16 protein-coding genes and 2 rRNA genes are annotated in these 14,603 nt (G+C 50.0%); 10 read left to right on the top strand and 8 right to left on the bottom strand.

Features of this window, described 5'->3' with window-relative positions:
* Positions 1–15 precede the first annotated feature (15 nt).
* Genes cyoE through EK22_RS04170 form a run of 3 tightly spaced genes read left to right on the top strand, consistent with a single transcriptional unit; the run spans position 16 to position 2,786 of the window.
* Positions 16–903: a heme o synthase gene (cyoE, locus tag EK22_RS04180; protein WP_027147260.1), complete on the top strand. Its 888-nt coding sequence runs from the start codon at positions 16–18 to the stop codon at positions 901–903.
* The gene (locus EK22_RS04175) at positions 900–1,925 is read left to right on the top strand and encodes a glycosyl transferase family protein (RefSeq protein ID WP_036248403.1); all 1,026 of its coding nucleotides are present in this window, start codon (positions 900–902) and stop codon (positions 1,923–1,925) included. The genes cyoE and EK22_RS04175 overlap by 4 nt, the downstream gene beginning before the upstream one ends.
* A gap of 12 nt (positions 1,926–1,937) precedes the next feature.
* Positions 1,938–2,786 carry an alpha/beta hydrolase gene (locus tag EK22_RS04170; protein ID WP_036248401.1) on the top strand — a complete coding sequence of 283 codons (849 nt, stop codon included), beginning with the start codon at positions 1,938–1,940 and terminating at the stop codon, positions 2,784–2,786.
* On the opposite strand, the gene EK22_RS04165 is transcribed toward EK22_RS04170, so the two are convergent.
* Positions 2,730–3,338, bottom strand: a complete 609-nt coding sequence (locus EK22_RS04165; RefSeq protein ID WP_036248398.1) for a PilZ domain-containing protein — start codon at positions 3,336–3,338, stop codon at positions 2,730–2,732. The genes EK22_RS04170 and EK22_RS04165 overlap by 57 nt on opposite strands.
* Before the next feature lie 147 nt (positions 3,339–3,485).
* Here EK22_RS04165 and EK22_RS04160 point away from each other — a divergent pair, with 147 nt between their 5' ends.
* The 4 genes from EK22_RS04160 (at position 3,486) to EK22_RS04145 (ending at position 7,201) form a co-directional block, all read left to right on the top strand.
* Positions 3,486–4,058 carry a transglycosylase SLT domain-containing protein gene (locus tag EK22_RS04160; protein WP_036248395.1) on the top strand — a complete coding sequence of 191 codons (573 nt, stop codon included), beginning with the start codon at positions 3,486–3,488 and terminating at the stop codon, positions 4,056–4,058.
* 126 nt (positions 4,059–4,184) lie between these two features.
* Positions 4,185–4,604 carry an FKBP-type peptidyl-prolyl cis-trans isomerase gene (locus EK22_RS04155; protein WP_020159262.1) on the top strand — a complete coding sequence of 140 codons (420 nt, stop codon included), beginning with the start codon at positions 4,185–4,187 and terminating at the stop codon, positions 4,602–4,604.
* Positions 4,605–4,736: 132 nt separating this feature from the next.
* Positions 4,737–6,932 carry a bifunctional 23S rRNA (guanine(2069)-N(7))-methyltransferase RlmK/23S rRNA (guanine(2445)-N(2))-methyltransferase RlmL gene (gene rlmKL, locus EK22_RS04150; RefSeq protein WP_036248393.1) on the top strand — a complete coding sequence of 732 codons (2,196 nt, stop codon included), beginning with the start codon at positions 4,737–4,739 and terminating at the stop codon, positions 6,930–6,932.
* Positions 6,929–7,201 (top strand): acylphosphatase, encoded by a 273-nt coding sequence (locus tag EK22_RS04145; RefSeq protein ID WP_036248391.1) that lies wholly within the window; start codon positions 6,929–6,931, stop codon positions 7,199–7,201. Before rlmKL ends, EK22_RS04145 begins: the two co-directional genes overlap by 4 nt.
* A 23-nt stretch (positions 7,202–7,224) precedes the next feature.
* Here the strand turns inward: EK22_RS04145 and EK22_RS04140 are convergent, their stop codons facing one another.
* From EK22_RS04140 to EK22_RS04120, 5 genes are all read right to left on the bottom strand, one after another.
* Positions 7,225–7,851 (bottom strand): protein-methionine-sulfoxide reductase heme-binding subunit MsrQ, encoded by a 627-nt coding sequence (locus EK22_RS04140; RefSeq protein WP_036248389.1) that lies wholly within the window; start codon positions 7,849–7,851, stop codon positions 7,225–7,227.
* On the bottom strand, positions 7,851–8,795 hold the full coding sequence (msrP, locus tag EK22_RS04135; RefSeq protein WP_036248386.1) for a protein-methionine-sulfoxide reductase catalytic subunit MsrP: 945 nt from the start codon (positions 8,793–8,795) through the stop codon (positions 7,851–7,853). Before msrP ends, EK22_RS04140 begins: the two co-directional genes overlap by 1 nt.
* Before the next feature lie 17 nt (positions 8,796–8,812).
* Positions 8,813–9,445: an HvfX family Cu-binding RiPP maturation protein gene (locus tag EK22_RS04130; protein WP_020159257.1), complete on the bottom strand. Its 633-nt coding sequence runs from the start codon at positions 9,443–9,445 to the stop codon at positions 8,813–8,815.
* Between the two features lie 385 nt (positions 9,446–9,830).
* Positions 9,831–10,055 (bottom strand): RIO1 family protein, encoded by a 225-nt coding sequence (locus tag EK22_RS04125; protein ID WP_036248383.1) that lies wholly within the window; start codon positions 10,053–10,055, stop codon positions 9,831–9,833.
* A gap of 45 nt (positions 10,056–10,100) precedes the next feature.
* The gene (locus EK22_RS04120) at positions 10,101–11,381 is read right to left on the bottom strand and encodes a TIGR03862 family flavoprotein (RefSeq protein ID WP_036248380.1); all 1,281 of its coding nucleotides are present in this window, start codon (positions 11,379–11,381) and stop codon (positions 10,101–10,103) included.
* 218 nt (positions 11,382–11,599) lie between these two features.
* Between EK22_RS04120 and EK22_RS04115 the strand changes: the two genes are divergently transcribed.
* From EK22_RS04115 to EK22_RS04105, 3 genes are all read left to right on the top strand, one after another.
* On the top strand, positions 11,600–11,929 hold the full coding sequence (locus EK22_RS04115) for a cupin domain-containing protein (protein WP_036248377.1): 330 nt from the start codon (positions 11,600–11,602) through the stop codon (positions 11,927–11,929).
* A 14-nt stretch (positions 11,930–11,943) separates the two neighbouring features.
* Positions 11,944–13,221 (top strand): glycosyltransferase, encoded by a 1,278-nt coding sequence (locus EK22_RS04110; protein ID WP_036248375.1) that lies wholly within the window; start codon positions 11,944–11,946, stop codon positions 13,219–13,221.
* A gap of 252 nt (positions 13,222–13,473) precedes the next feature.
* Entirely contained in the window at positions 13,474–13,830 is a 357-nt protein-coding gene (locus EK22_RS04105) for a hypothetical protein (protein WP_027147255.1), read from the top strand.
* A 468-nt stretch (positions 13,831–14,298) separates the two neighbouring features.
* Here EK22_RS04105 and rrf read toward each other — a convergent pair.
* Both rrf and EK22_RS04095 read right to left on the bottom strand, forming a co-directional pair.
* Positions 14,299–14,414, bottom strand: a 5S ribosomal RNA gene (rrf, locus tag EK22_RS04100).
* 105 nt (positions 14,415–14,519) lie between these two features.
* Positions 14,520–14,603, bottom strand: a 23S ribosomal RNA gene (locus EK22_RS04095); the annotation flags it as partial.

Here is a 14,603-nt window from a genome sequence, read left to right as displayed (position 1 = left end):
GGAATTTATTAAATAATGACAAGCGACTCTACCCTGCTCTCCTGGCGAAACTATCTTGAGCTGTGCAAACCGAAGGTGGTTGCGCTGATCGTGTTTACCGCGGTTGTCGGCATGTTGCTGGCGGTGCCAGGCATGCCGCCCCTGGACACGCTTATTTACAGCACTGTAGGCATCGCGCTGGCGGCCTCTTCGGCGGCGGCCATCAATCATTTCATCGATCAGAAAGCTGATGCGGAGATGAAGCGCACGCAAAACCGGCCCTTGCCGAAAGGCGAATTGAGTTCCAGGAATGTCATTATTTTCGCCCTGGTCCTAGGCGTAATTGCGATGGCGCTGTTGATTTTCATGGTCAACCCGCTGACGGCGGTGCTGACTTTTCTGTCATTGATCGGCTATGCCATTATCTATACCGTCTACCTGAAAAGAATGACACCGCAGAACATCGTGATCGGCGGCGCCGCCGGTGCGGCGCCGCCCCTGCTTGGCTGGTGCGCCATGACCGGCGAATTACATCCTTATGCGCTGCTGCTGTTTTTGATCATTTTCGTCTGGACACCACCGCATTTCTGGGCGCTGGCCATTGCCCGCCGCGAAGAATATGCCAAAGTTGAAATCCCGATGCTGCCGGTTACGCACGGCCCGGAATTTACCCGGTTGCATATTCTGCTCTATACCGTACTATTGTTGATCGTGACGTTACTGCCTTATCTGACTGGCATGAGCGGACTGATCTATGTGGCGACTGCCGTACCGTTAGGCCTCGGCTTTATTTATTTCGCCATTTTGATGATGCGCCGGAAAGATGACAGAACCGCCATGCGAACTTTCGGCTATTCGATTATTTATTTAATGGTTATGTTTGCCGCCCTATTAATCGACCATTATGTGGTATTAACCTTATGAAATTGACACATCACGAGCAGACGCCGCATCCGGAACATCCGTTCGCCGAATACATACGTATTCTCGGCAAGGGCAAGAAAGGTTCAAGGCCGCTGACGCAGGATGAAGCCTATCAGGCCATGAAAATGATTCTGGCGGAAGAAGTGCAGCCGATTCAGCTGGGCGCTTTTTTGATGCTGATGCGGGTTAAGGAGGAAACGCCGGAAGAATTGGCGGGCTTTGCCCAAGCAGCCCGGGAATCATTTGATCTTGTCGGCCCTGCCGCCACCGTCGATCTGGACTGGTCTTCGTATGCCGGCAAACGCCGCCATCTGCCCTGGTTTCTGCTATCTGCCCTGCTACTGGCCGAAAATGGCATCAAGGTTTTCATGCATGGCGCGGAAGGCCATACGGCCGGCAGGATCTACACACAGGATGTGCTCAAGTTTTTAGGCATTCAGCACGCCCATTCCATGGCCGAAGCCGCACAACAAATCGAGCAAAATCATTTCAGTTACCTGTCGCTGGAACATTTCTGTCCGAAACTGCATGAGATTATAGAACTGCGTCCGATACTGGGCTTGCGCTCACCGGTTCATACACTGGTCCGGCTTTTGAATCCTTTTAATGCCGACTACAGTATTCAGGGCATCTTCCATCCCGGCTACCGACCGGTTCACCAGCAAGCCGCCGCCTTGTTGAATCAACCGCATATGGCCGTGTTGAAAGGCGAAGGCGGCGAGACCGAACGTAATCCCGACATGGACTGTCTGGTACAAAGCGTCCACGAAGGGCAATTATCGGACGAAAACTGGCCGGCTTTATTCACTCACCGCCATGTCAAACCGGAATTACTCGACCCGCGACAGCTGGCTTTGATCTGGCGGGGCAAAATCGATGACGAATTTGCCGAAGCCGCCATCATAGGCACGGCGGCAATTGCGCTGAAACTGTTAGGCAAGGCCGAAACCCAGCAGCAGGCGCACGAACTGGCCGCGGCTTACTGGACAGGCAGGGATAAGCAAAAGTACGCAGGTTCTTAATCCGCTCTATCCATGGCCGCCAAGCGCATGTTGTCGCTGCTATTGCTTTATTTGCTCCTGTTGCTGGTCGTTTTTCTGTTTCAGCGAAAAATGATCTACTTCCCCGCTCAGCACGCGCCAGAACGGCAACAGGAACTGGCCCGGCAATTGAACCTCAAACTCTGGCCAACGAATGATGATTATCTCGGACTGATCTCGCAAACACCCCCGGAAACTGACAGAGGTACGGTCATCGTTTTCCACGGTAACGCCGGCTCGGCAATCAATCGTATTTATTATTCGCAAGCCCTGGAACCGCTCGGTTATCGCGTCATCCTAGCCGAATACCCGGGCTATGGAGCCCGAACGGGCAAGCCTTCGGAAACAGTCTTGATTTCAAATGGCATTGAAACGGCTAAACAGGCTTTGCATGACTTTGGCGGCCCGCTGTTTCTCTGGGGCGAATCGCTCGGCAGCGGCATCGTTTCAGGCATTGTGGCCAGCGGCGAAGTGGCGGTGAAAGGCATTGTGTTAATCACGCCGTTTGACAGCATGGCTAATGTCGCCCACCATCATTACCGGTTTTTGCTGGCCAAATGGCTAATCCGGGATCGGTACGACAACAGCAAAAATCTGCAGGACTACATGGGAAGCACGGCGGTTGTTCTGGCCGAAGCCGATGAAATCATTCCCGTTAAATACGGCGACAGGCTGTTCGATTCACTGCGGCACCGCAAGAAGCGCTGGCGCTTTAAGGGCTCCAACCACAACGATCTGCCATTGGCTCCCGGCATGCCTTGGTGGCAAGAGGTTATGCAATTTGTTTCAGATCAAGAAGGGAGCGCCGTTCACAGCCGTATTGACGATATACAGATACTTTAACCCGATCACTATCCCGGCATCGGCGGCGTCAACCGACAGGATTTGAACCTCTCCTTCCAGTTCCAGCTGCTCAAATTCAAACTGGGCTTTCATGCCTGCTTCGACGGCTATGGCTTCAGACAGACGAATCATTAAACCGCCCGCCGAAACATTGACGGTGGTAAATTCCAAATATTCGTCATTTAACCGGATACGCCCCGGCGCCGCCATGTATTTACTGTAAAAATTTTTCTTATACGGCTGATCATCAACATCATGGCAAATACGCTTAAACTCCATGGCAATAAAAGTATGTTCGTCATCCATGTCGACTCTGACGATCTCCGCATTGCCAACTAAACACATTTCCGGAAAGCGTACATCTATCATTGTCGACGCCGAAATGACCTCGTAAATAGCCTCAGCACTTTCATAACCCTGCCTGCAGTTCAATTCGGCAAGCGCCCCGGTTATGGATAAGTTTCTAACGGTAATTTCCCGCGCTTCCCCCCCCATATAAATCAAACCATGCGATGTTAAATTTTTACGGTAAGGTCGTTTTACATAGTACATCTGAGGTTTCCTTGCTTGATTATCAGTTTATGGCAGCTTGCTTGCTGTACAAGACTATGACATGTCATTATATTGCTGAGTTCGTATTATCGGTTGTTTTTTCTAACTCTGTCTATAGTCTTCAGTTTTTCAATTCCGTGCTTTATCATGAAGAAACCGCTCATTCTGCCCCTGCTACTTTCTCTAACAGCCTGCATGGCTATGCCCCCTAAAAACAGCGACAATATCTGCGCGACTTTCAAGGAAAAAGATAACTGGTATGACCATGCCAGAAAGTCATTTGAGCGATGGGGCGTGCCTGTTCATGTCCAGATGGCCATCATGCATCAGGAGTCGCATTTTGTCGCCGATGCACGGCCGCCCCGCCCCTGGCTGCTGGGTATTATTCCCTGGTTCAGAGCCAACAGTGCCTATGGCTATGCGCAGGCGAAAGACGAAACCTGGGACAGCTATATCAATAACGCCGGCAGTTGGTGGGCTGATCGCGACGAATTTGACGATGCCGCTGATTTCATCGGCTGGTACTGCAATATCAGTTACAAGAAGCTGGGCATACCAAAATGGGACACAAGAAATTTATACCTCGCCTACCACGAGGGCCACGGCGGTTATCAACGCAAAAACTATTTGAAGAAGCCCTGGTTAATGCAGGTCGCCAACAAAGTAGCCAGGCGGGCGCAAATATTTCAAAACCAATTAAGTACCTGTAACAAGAATTAAACGGCAACAGCCGGTTTTTTTGGTAAACTACCTGCTTCACATTAACGCCATAAAAGGGGGAAAACCGTGAGAAAACTTCAAACTCGAATTCTTTCTGTTATCACCATCATTCTTATAGGAATCACTATGTTTTCAATGGCTAACGCCACTACACCCGAAGAAAATAAAGCCGCTGGCGAAGCATTTCTGGCGGAAAACGCCAAGAAACCCAATATCATCACAACCGCGAGCGGCCTGCAATACGAAATCCTGAAAAAAGGCGAGGGCGCGACGCCTTCGGCCACCGATAATGTCACGGTACATTACAAAGGCACAACGATTGACGGTGAAGAGTTTGACAGTTCCTACAGCAGGGGCGAGCCTGCCACATTCCCCTTAAACCGGGTCATCGCCGGCTGGACCGAAGGCGTTCAATTAATGCAGGAAGGCGCTAAATACCGCTTTTACATCCCTTCGGACTTAGCTTATGGCGCTCATGGCGCAGGCCGCGCAATCGGTCCGAACGCCGCTTTGATCTTTGACGTTGAACTGATCAAAGTTCAATAAACAAAGCTAACATCCAAAACACCTGCGTGGCGCATAATCCGCCAGTTTAAAACCTTGCCTTATAGGGGCTATCGGCCGAGAAGCCATGCTAAAGCCGATAGCCAACCGATATTTCCCCAGCCTTGTTTGACCATGCCTACTTATCAATTATTTGCCACGACACCCAAAGCAATGGAGACTATTCTTACCGAAGAACTCCAGGCTCTCGGCATCAAGAATACCAAGCCAACCATGGCGGGCGTCGCATTTGAAGGCAGCCTGGAAACAGCTTACCGGGCTTGTTTATGGTCCAGAACGGCAAACCGGGTTTTACTGGTCCTGAGCTCTTTTGAAGTGAAAACCCAGGACGACCTGTACTACGGCGTCAAGAAAATCAACTGGTTTGAGCATTTACGGCCGGAAGGCAGCTTCGCTGTCTCGTTCAGCGCCAAGAACTCGCCAGTCATTAACAATACGCATTTTGGTGCCTTAAAAGTTAAGGATGCGATTGTCGACCAGATGCGCGCCAAATTTCAAAAGCGCCCGAGCATCAATACCGAACAGCCCGATATCCGCATCAATGTTTATTTGCATGGAACCACGGCACAACTCAGCCTGGACCTTTCCGGCGAAAGCCTGCATCGGCGCGGATATCGCGATATCAACATCAAGGCTCCAATCAAGGAAAACCTGGCCGCTGCCATGCTGTTGCGGAGCGGCTGGCCTGAAATCGCCCGGCGACAGGGATCACTGATCGACCCGATGTGCGGCTCGGGCACCTTGTTGTTGGAAGGTGCGATGATCGCCGCCGATTATGCGCCGGGTCTGCTGCGTGATTATTTCGGATTTATAGGCTGGAAAAAACACGATGCCGAAAGCTGGAAGAAACTGCGCGCGGAAGCCGAACAGCGTAAAATAACCGGGCTTGAAAACATGCCTGTCATCGTTGGTTTCGATCAGAACCGCCACACGATCAATGCCGCCTTAACGCATATCACCAATGCCGGTCTGCAACATAAAATCCATGTCGAGCGTCGTGATATCGGCGATGCTCAGCCAGCGGAAAGCTGGAAGCCTGGACTGGTCATCTGTAATCCGCCTTATGGCGAACGGCTCGGCAGCGAAGAGGATACGGCCGCGTTGTATAAGCGCTTCGGCGATATCCTGAAAGCGCATTTTACCGGCTGGAAAGCCGCCATGATCATCAGCAACCCGGAGTTGGGCTTTCGCTTGGGGATACGTTCGCAAAAACCAATTACGCTGTTCAACGGCGCGCTCGAATGCAAGCTTCTGCGCTTTACCGTTGAAGACAACGCTTTTTTTACGCCTAAAGCCAAAACGCAGGAAGAACGGCTGAGCCAAATCACCGAGACCAGCAAGAAACAGTCCGCCGATGCCGGTGCCGACATGTTTTCCAACCGGCTTAAAAAGAACCTTAAAAAGCTTTCCAAATGGGCCAGGCAAAACCGGATCAGCTGCTATCGCGTTTATGACGCCGATTTACCGGAGTATGCGGTCGCTGTTGATATTTATCAGGGCGAGCAAACCTGGGTCAACGTACAGGAATACGAACCACCCAAAAGTATTGATCAGCACAAGGCCGATCAGCGCCTGGCCGGCGTGCTGGCGGAAATACCACGCGTACTGCAGATCAGTCCGAACCAGGTGTTCCTGAAAATCCGCCGCAAGCAAAAAAGTACCGAGCAGTATGAAAAACACAGCGACTCCGGCGTTTTTTATATCATCGAAGAGGGCGGTTGCAAATTACAGGTCAATTTTGAAGATTATCTGGATACCGGCTTGTTTCTGGATCACCGGCCTATTCGCCTGATGATCCAGAAACAAGCCCGAGGCAAACGCTTCTTGAATCTGTTTGCCTATACCGGCAGCGCGACCGTACATGCCGCCGTCGGCGGCGCCCGATCGACCACAACAGTCGATATGTCCCATACCTATCTGAACTGGGCAAAAAAGAATCTGCAATTGAATAACGTACAGGGCGACCATGAATTCATCCAGGCCGACTGCCTGGAATGGCTGGCAACTGAAGCCAAACAACCTTATTGCCGGCAATATGATTTGATTTTTCTCGACCCGCCGACTTTTTCCAATTCAAAACGCATGGATGACGTGTTTGATGTGCAAACCGATCATGTGTCTTTGATCAAGCATGCCATGTCACTGCTGGCGCCGGACGGCATTTTATACTTCTCGACTAATTTCAGGCGTTTTAAACTCGACAGGCCCGCCTTGTCCGGGCTAATGATCGAGGATATTACCGCAGCCACTATCCCCGAGGATTTTGCCCGCAATCCGAAAATCCATTATTGCTGGAGGATACAGGCATGATGCGTAAAGTGAAGATTCTGGTTTCCGGCCGGGTTCAGGGCGTTTATTTTCGCGCCTTTACCCAGAACAAGGCCAGGCAGTTGAATGTGAAGGGCTACGCCCGTAACTTGCCGGATGGACGAGTTGAGATTATTGCCGAAGCGGATAACTCGATCCTGGAAGAGTTCATCAAATGGTGTGGTAAAGGGCCGTTAACGGCCCGCGTCGATCACATTGAAATGACAGAATTACAACCTGATGAACAATTAACATCTTTCGACATCAGATAAGCCTGCCCCGTCCCGCTGCTGGTTTACTCACTGGCCCAAGCAGACTGGATCTTGTTTATTTTTTTCCCGAAAAACAGCAGCATGCGAAACCCCAGCAGCACAAAAATAATCAATGCATAGATAAGTGGCTGGGTGTAATCGGCTTTTACCAGCCAGAAAAAATGGATTAGCGCGGTAATGGCAATGATATAGACGAGTCTGTGCAGTTTTCTCCAGTTTGCGGCCAAGCGTTTTTGCATCGCTTTTGTCGAGGTAACGGCCAACGGGATCATCAGGAAAAAAGTCAGCAATCCCATTAGAATATACGGACTGTCGGGCACCTCGTCCTTAAATGCGGACCACGATCCAGACAAATCAAGAATGACATAAACCAGAAAATGCAACGTAGCATAAAAAAAGGCGAACAGTCCCATCATGCGCCTGAACCGGATTGGCCAGCTTTGGCCGGTTATTTTTCTGTAGGGTGTCAGTCCCAGTCCCAGGCATAAAAACCGCAATGCCCAATCCCCGCATCCGTGATGCAACGCCTCTACTGGGTTAGCGCCGAGCTGGTCCTGGATGGCTGCTTTAAGTAATAATACAAAAGGCAACAGGCTCAGCAGAAAAACACAGGCTTTGATGGCCGTCCAGTATTTTTTATCAAGCGCCATCAATAATATTTTTTTAAGTCCATACCGGAATAAAGTGACGCCACTTGTTCGCCGTAACCATTGAATTTTTCGGTGTTCCGTTTGGCCGCGAAAATACTGCTGCCCAGTACCCGCTCACGTTTTTGGCTCCAACGCGGATGGGAAACCTCTGGATTGACATTGGCGTAAAAACCATACTCTCTCGGCGCGCTTTTATTCCAGGCTGTATCGGGCATATTTTCCAGCAGCCGGATTTTTACGACCGCCTTGATATTCTTGAAGCCGTATTTCCACGGCACGATCAAGCGCAGCGGGGCACCGTTCTGCTTGGGCAGTTCATCATCATACATGCCGGTGGCCATAATCGTTAGAGGATGCATGGCCTCATCGATTCTTAATCCCTCCGTGTAAGGCCATTCCAAAACGCCGGAGCGCTGGCCAATCATAACGTCCGGGTTATAAATCGTCGTGAACTCGACAAATTTCGCGTTTGAGGTTGGCTCAAACCGTTTAAGCATCTGGCCCAGAGGAAAACCGATCCATGGCACGATCATAGACCAGGCTTCCACGCAGCGAAAACGGTAAATGCGCTCCTCCAGCGGATTATCTTTCAATATATCTTCCAGATCGTAAATGCCGGGCCTGGCTACCTCGCCTTCTACCGTTACGCTCCACGGCCGGGTTTTTAACGCCTGCGCCAATCGAGAAGAATCCTTTTTATTGGTGGAAAACTCATAATAATTCGTATAGCTGGTGACATCCTCGTAATCCGTCGGCGACAAAGGCGCCGAATAAGGCCCCGTGAGTACATCGGCATATATGCCATTTTCAGCTTCAGCCAGTGTCGGCAGCATCAGAGCCGCAGAGCCGGCGGCCGCGGCTTTAATAAACCGCCGGCGTGATTCAAAAACCGCCCGATCGGTAATTTCGCTAGTCAAAATATTTGCTTTGCGTTTGATCAACATATCTACACCTCATGCGCTCAATAATATTTACGGGTTAGCCAATAATCGGCACTGACGTAACGGCCGCCGCCCATGAAGAACAGTACCAGCAACATAATGAAATAAGTCGCGGCAAACTCAATGCCGTTGTTGAGCACGACAAAATTACCTTTTTCGGTCAACCAGTTATAATCGCCATATTGCTGCAGTATGGCTTTTGCCTGCTCAAGGCGCTCCATTGCCGCCATGGTTCTGTCGGTGGCAAATAAGCCGCTGTCTCCGGCAATTGCCAGCCAGCCGTATTGCCAATGCACAGTAATGGCAGCAACGACCATCACGACCATGAGCGGAAGGGAAATTAAACGCACACCGAATCCAAACAGCAAAAACAAAGCGCCTAGAATCTCAACCATTATCGTTAATAAAACCATCAGCCAGGGCAACGGCATGCCCAAGCCCCAGTCGGTATTACCGAACCAGTCGACAGTACTGCTAAAGTTGACGATTTTTTTGGTGCCGGCCATCCATAAAACCGGTGCGAGATAAAGCCTTAGCAATAACGGCGCAAGAAAATCCAGCCCTTTAACCTTATCTAGCCATCTCGAAATCTTCCGGCATAAAACAACACCTTTATCGATTAAAGCGGCAAAGTCAATGTCTCTAATATTCATGGTAAGCCATTCTCCTTATCAATCTAATCGCTATAAAAACACAGTCTCAATTCTAAGATAACTCAAATATGAAATCTGTGCCTTGACTATTTCCGATAAGAAGGCTCAAGATTTTGGTTAGACTTGCGGAAAGCTTTGATAGGAACAATACAAAAGCTAAAAAACACTGGAAATGCTATAAACCTGCGGCAGATAACGCTTTTTTCATTTTATAGTTTCCAAATCCCTATCAGTTCGACTGATAGAGATTTGGTCGTCAATAATGTCCCTGTTTAACATAGGATGTGCCGACACCAGGGGGGCGCATCGTTCGCGAGCGATGCGTTTAACCGCGTCGCCTGGAGCGCCTGCTTTTGGCCGGCACATCCTATGCAAGATGCTAATTTCAGGCAGTCATTTTTAGCCAAATCCTTAACGGCCGGCTAACTCGTTTGACGGCTGCAGAACCGCTCTGGCAGAGCGTCCAGATTTGCTTGCCGTAAGGTGTGGTATGCCATTCAGGCGCAAAGTGACCCAAATAATTAGCTAAATTGACGGCATCGCGCTCCAGCATTGGATCGACATTGTTATTAGCCGGGGCGTCAACCGCTTGCGGCAGATCGATGACCATAGATCCGTTTAGCTGTGTCCTGTGGGGGTAAGGTTATCCGATAGATCAATCCGGACGCGTTAATCCAGAAATCCTGCCTCTGGCTTTCAGCCAGTTCAGTACACCAATCCCGGCCATATGTCCGCTGGCAAAGCACGCTGTGAGTAAATATCCGCCTGTCGGTGCTTCCCAATCCAGCATTTCGCCGGCGCAGAACACGCCCGGCATGGAACGCAACATTAATTGATCGTCCAATGCCTCGAAGACAACTCCTCCGGCGCTGCTGATCGCTTCATCTAAAGGCCTGGTAGCCTTGAGCTTAATCGGCAGCGCCTTGATAGCCGAGCAAAGCCGAACAGGATCCGCAAAGTCTTGCGCCGATACAATCTCGCGCAGTAAACCGGCTTTTACACCATCGATACCTAAACGTTTGCGGAGATGATTCGCCATGGAAAGTTTGCCGCGCGGCCAAGACACGCGCTCGATTAAAAACGGCAACGCTTTATCTGGCATAAGGTCAAGGTGTATCACTGCGCCACCCGTCGCGGCAATCTGCTCACGCACAGGCGCCGATACGGCATAAATCAAGCCGCCTTCAATGCCGTAATCCGTCACGACGCATTCGCCCGATTGATGGAACGGGCCCCCTTCCGCATCCATGAAAGTCAACCTTACTGCCTTCAGGGGCTGCCCCGCGTATCGGTCACGAAAATGCTCGCTCCAATCAACGGTAAATCCGCAGTTTGACGGGCGCAACGGTTCAACTGCAATTCCGCGATCAGTAAGCACTGGTACCCAGGCACCGGTTGCCCCCAAGCGTGACCAACTGCCTCCGCCCAATGCCAGCACTATGGCATCGGCTTTTATCTTGCAAACACCTGCAGGTGTGGAAAAACACAGCACATCATGCCTGCCGTCAGCCCAACCTGACCATTGATGGCGCATATGAAAATTCACGCCGGCCAGGCGTAGTCTCTGCATCCATTTGCGTAATAAAGGGGCAGCCTTCATATCAGTCGGAAAAACCCGTCCCGATGTCCCGATAAAAGTATCAATGCCGAGTTCATGCAGCCATTTCCGCAGCGCTTCCGGGCCGAAGGCTGCAAGCATCGGTTCAATGTGGTTTCTTCGCGAGTTGTAACGGGAGAGAAATTGGTCAAACGGCTCTGAATGAGTAATATTCATGCCGCCTTTGCCGGCCATCAGAAATTTTCTCCCAACGGAGGGCATTGCATCGTAAAGATCGACTTTTACGCCGGCCCCGGTTAAAACATCCGCAGCCATCAACCCTGCAGGACCGCCGCCGATAACAGCGACCGATACGGATACATTGCTGTTTGATATCATTGATTGTACAGGCTCACTTTTTGTATGGAATCACCGCTGACAATGTTCAGCAATAATGTCCGAAATAATGCCCCATTATACAAGATCATGGTTTTCTATTATTGGATTTACGGTTAGATCCTGAAATAGATTAAAGACCGCGAAATGATTAATAGCCATTGTCAAATATTTTGCCAGCCTATATTGTTATCGCATCTATCGTTTTCGCCCTATAAAAGATGAAACCTGATTGCTCCAATATTTTTAGCAATATTCCCTCGCAACTACCTGAAGAACTGTTTGAATGTCTGCTCGAGCGGGATAACGTGCATATCGAACGTATCGTTTCCAGAAGTCATGTCACACCTGAAGGCTATTGGTACGATCAAGCCTTTGATGAATGGGTCATGCTGCTTCAAGGACAGGCGGTTATTTGTTATGAACGAGATCAGGCCCGCATTGCATTAAAAGCCGGGGACTATCTGTTGATCCCCGCCCATACCAGACATCGCGTCGAATGGACAGCGCCGGATACTGACTGCGTCTGGCTGGCTATTCATCTGCTTTGAATGGTGTGCAAATCATGAAAATAGGCATACAAACATGGGGATCCAACGGCGATGCTCGGCCGTTACTCGCTTTGTCCGAAGCATTACAGAAAGCAGGGCATCAGGTAACCTTGGCAGTCACCAGTATCGATAACAATAGCTATGCGGATATTTGTCAGCGATTGGCTATTCGCTATCGGCAAATACCGGCACATATCGAGTTTGATATGCCCGCCTTTGCCCAGAACACCTTCAGAATGAACACATTGCAATGGCTTAATGCTTTACTCGAAGCTGTTTTTTTTCCTTACGAGCAGTCCATCTACGAAGCTTCCAAGCAATTGGTAGAAGAAAATGATTGCGTTATCGGACACCACTTCCTGTATCCTTTGAAATTAGCGGCTAGCAAACAAAATAAGCCGCATTTCAGTGTAACATTTTGTCATGGTGCAATTGCCATGACTGATCACCCTCCCTTCAAGTTTCCTGACTTGGGTGCTTTAATTAACCGCTTTCAATGGCGTATCCTGGATTATATCTTTGATTTCGCCTTAAAAGACAAACTAAGCATACTATGGCTTAGCGAAGGCATGCCAAGCTTTAAACATGTTTTTCCAGAATTGCTGAATTCGAATTGTCTTAATCTGGTAGCTGTTGATCCGTTATTTTGCCCTTACCAGGCCCAATGGCATCAAACACACCAAGTCTGTGGTTTTTTAAATCTATCCGATGAGGCTGAAACCTGGTTAATCCCTAAGAGTCTGAAACAGTTTCTTGATCAGGGAGAAAAACCTGTTTATATGACATTCGGCAGCCTCCAACAAGCCGTACCTGAATGGAGCATGCATTTGTTTATTCAGGCATCTTTACAGGCAAATTGCCGTGCAATCATTCAAACCAGTTCGGACAGATATCCGCCCGACACACAGTTAGGTAACATTTATTTTGTCGGCAGACACCCCCACCAGATTGTATTCAAGTATTGCGCCGCCGTTGTTCATCACGGCGGCGCCGGAACCACTCATTCTGCCACACTCAGCGGTTGCCCCTCAATCGTAGTACCCTTCATGGACGAACAACTATTTTGGGCTTGCCAACTTCAACATTTAGGCTTGGCTCCGACGCCTCTACCGGCAAAAAACGCTACCGCAGCAACATTATCAGAAAGAATAAAAACGGTATTACAATCAACCGACCTGCAAGTAAATGCACTTAATGCGAAAGATAAGATGGATTCCGTACAAGGTACAAAAAAAGCTGTTGGTTTGATTGAAGCGACATTCGACCAGCTCAATATAAATAACCAAACTTAGAGCCGACATTCGCTGGATGGCACCAAGACCAAAGCTATAATACTTCAATACTTCTAAGCACAATGCCTTGCCCCATGGTCACATCGAAAAGCCGGAAGCGCAACTGCGCGAGAAGTTCAAGCCTCGCTGAAAAAGGCGACGGAAATAGCGCGCCGGGCAGATCGCCTGAAAGCTCTGGCGGAGCCCAAGGCGCCTGAAACCGGTCTACAAGCCAAGGACCAGATCAAACTGACCGATGCAGAACCTCAGATCATGACGAGCGTCAACGTCTTCGTGCCCCTCGCCAACGACAAGCGGCAAGTTGAGCCGATGCTGAAGGCGCTGCAAGCCCAGCCAGACTGTTTCGGCAAACCGAAAACGCGGCAGGTCGACAACGGCTGCTTCAGTAAGGATAATATCCAGACCTGTATGGATGAAAAGATTGCTCCGCTCATCGCCTTGGGCATGAAAACCCATCATCTGCCGCTAGCAGAACGCCTGGTGAAGGATGAGACGGAACATGAAACCAATGACGCCGGCCAAAAGAGCCGAAAATTCACGGCCGTGAACTTTACGGCAAACGCAAAAGCACGGTCGAGCCTGTGTTTGGGATCATCAAACAGTTGCTGAGCTTCCGCTAATTCTTGCCGAAAGGCGTTGAGGCGGCAGCGGGTAAGTGGAAACTGGTGACCCTAGCCTTCAATTTAAAACGAATGCATGTGCTGGCAACGGGATAACGGGGAGGAATGCCTCGAGGATCCTCCCTCCTGACGCGACGGAACCGGGATAGCCATAGGCCATTTCCCGATGTGATTCCGGCAATCGCTCAACAAAGCGAATCAAAGTCGTCAAAAATCCGGTTGAATATGACCCGAAAACCGATCCCATCCGATAGGATCCAAGCGTATATTCATCCATCAAGGATGGCGTATAGTCAGAGTAGTCCAATTTCACTCATTAGCATCCTGCAATTTGCATTGAAAGTGTATAAAACCCGAGCCGCGTAAGCCGGGCCCGGGCCAGTCGCCCGATGCGGGGGCGGCTTGGCGGGCAAAAAAAAACCCAGGCCTGTCGTCAGGTCTGGGTTTTCGGTAAGGCGCTTGGCAATTCCCTACTTTCGCATGGCAAATCGCCACACTATCATCGGCGCTAAGCGGTTTCACTTCCGAGTTCGGGATGGGATCGGGTGGGTCACGCTCGCTATGGTCACCAAGCAAACTGGTCTGACAAGCCGGCTGTTGCCGCCTGCCGCGTTGGAAATCTGTAACTCTCGCTGAATCAGCGTGTCAGTCTGTCAACCCAAACTGATTGGGTGTTATATGGTCAAGCCTCACGGGCAATTAGTATCAGTTAGCTTCAACCATTACTGGCCTTCCACACCTGACCTATCAACCTTGTCGTCT

The sequence above is a fragment of the Methylobacter sp. BBA5.1 genome, assembly GCF_000746145.1.
GTDB classification, from domain to species: Bacteria; Pseudomonadota; Gammaproteobacteria; order Methylococcales; family Methylomonadaceae; genus Methylobacter; species Methylobacter marinus.
This window is presented reverse-complemented; position numbering and strand designations above follow the sequence as displayed.

What these genes read in the sequence shown, in the direction of transcription:
- EK22_RS04125 (WP_036248383.1), bottom strand. Translation starts at nt 10,055, where the DNA reads ATGGTCATCGATCTGCCGCAAGCGGTTGACGCCCCGGCTAATAACAAT.
- EK22_RS04115 (WP_036248377.1), top strand. Translation starts at nt 11,600, where the DNA reads ATGAAACCTGATTGCTCCAATATTTTTAGCAATATTCCCTCGCAACTA.
- EK22_RS04130 (WP_020159257.1), bottom strand. Translation starts at nt 9,445, where the DNA reads ATGAATATTAGAGACATTGACTTTGCCGCTTTAATCGATAAAGGTGTT.
- EK22_RS04145 (WP_036248391.1), top strand. Translation starts at nt 6,929, where the DNA reads ATGATGCGTAAAGTGAAGATTCTGGTTTCCGGCCGGGTTCAGGGCGTT.
- EK22_RS04155 (WP_020159262.1), top strand. Translation starts at nt 4,185, where the DNA reads ATGTTTTCAATGGCTAACGCCACTACACCCGAAGAAAATAAAGCCGCT.
- EK22_RS04170 (WP_036248401.1), top strand. Translation starts at nt 1,938, where the DNA reads ATGGCCGCCAAGCGCATGTTGTCGCTGCTATTGCTTTATTTGCTCCTG.
- EK22_RS04165 (WP_036248398.1), bottom strand. Translation starts at nt 3,338, where the DNA reads ATGTACTATGTAAAACGACCTTACCGTAAAAATTTAACATCGCATGGT.
- EK22_RS04160 (WP_036248395.1), top strand. Translation starts at nt 3,486, where the DNA reads ATGAAGAAACCGCTCATTCTGCCCCTGCTACTTTCTCTAACAGCCTGC.
- EK22_RS04105 (WP_027147255.1), top strand. Translation starts at nt 13,474, where the DNA reads ATGACGAGCGTCAACGTCTTCGTGCCCCTCGCCAACGACAAGCGGCAA.
- EK22_RS04120 (WP_036248380.1), bottom strand. Translation starts at nt 11,381, where the DNA reads ATGATATCAAACAGCAATGTATCCGTATCGGTCGCTGTTATCGGCGGC.
- EK22_RS04175 (WP_036248403.1), top strand. Translation starts at nt 900, where the DNA reads ATGAAATTGACACATCACGAGCAGACGCCGCATCCGGAACATCCGTTC.
- EK22_RS04110 (WP_036248375.1), top strand. Translation starts at nt 11,944, where the DNA reads ATGAAAATAGGCATACAAACATGGGGATCCAACGGCGATGCTCGGCCG.
- rlmKL (WP_036248393.1), top strand. Translation starts at nt 4,737, where the DNA reads ATGCCTACTTATCAATTATTTGCCACGACACCCAAAGCAATGGAGACT.
- msrP (WP_036248386.1), bottom strand. Translation starts at nt 8,795, where the DNA reads ATGTTGATCAAACGCAAAGCAAATATTTTGACTAGCGAAATTACCGAT.
- cyoE (WP_027147260.1), top strand. Translation starts at nt 16, where the DNA reads ATGACAAGCGACTCTACCCTGCTCTCCTGGCGAAACTATCTTGAGCTG.
- EK22_RS04140 (WP_036248389.1), bottom strand. Translation starts at nt 7,851, where the DNA reads ATGGCGCTTGATAAAAAATACTGGACGGCCATCAAAGCCTGTGTTTTT.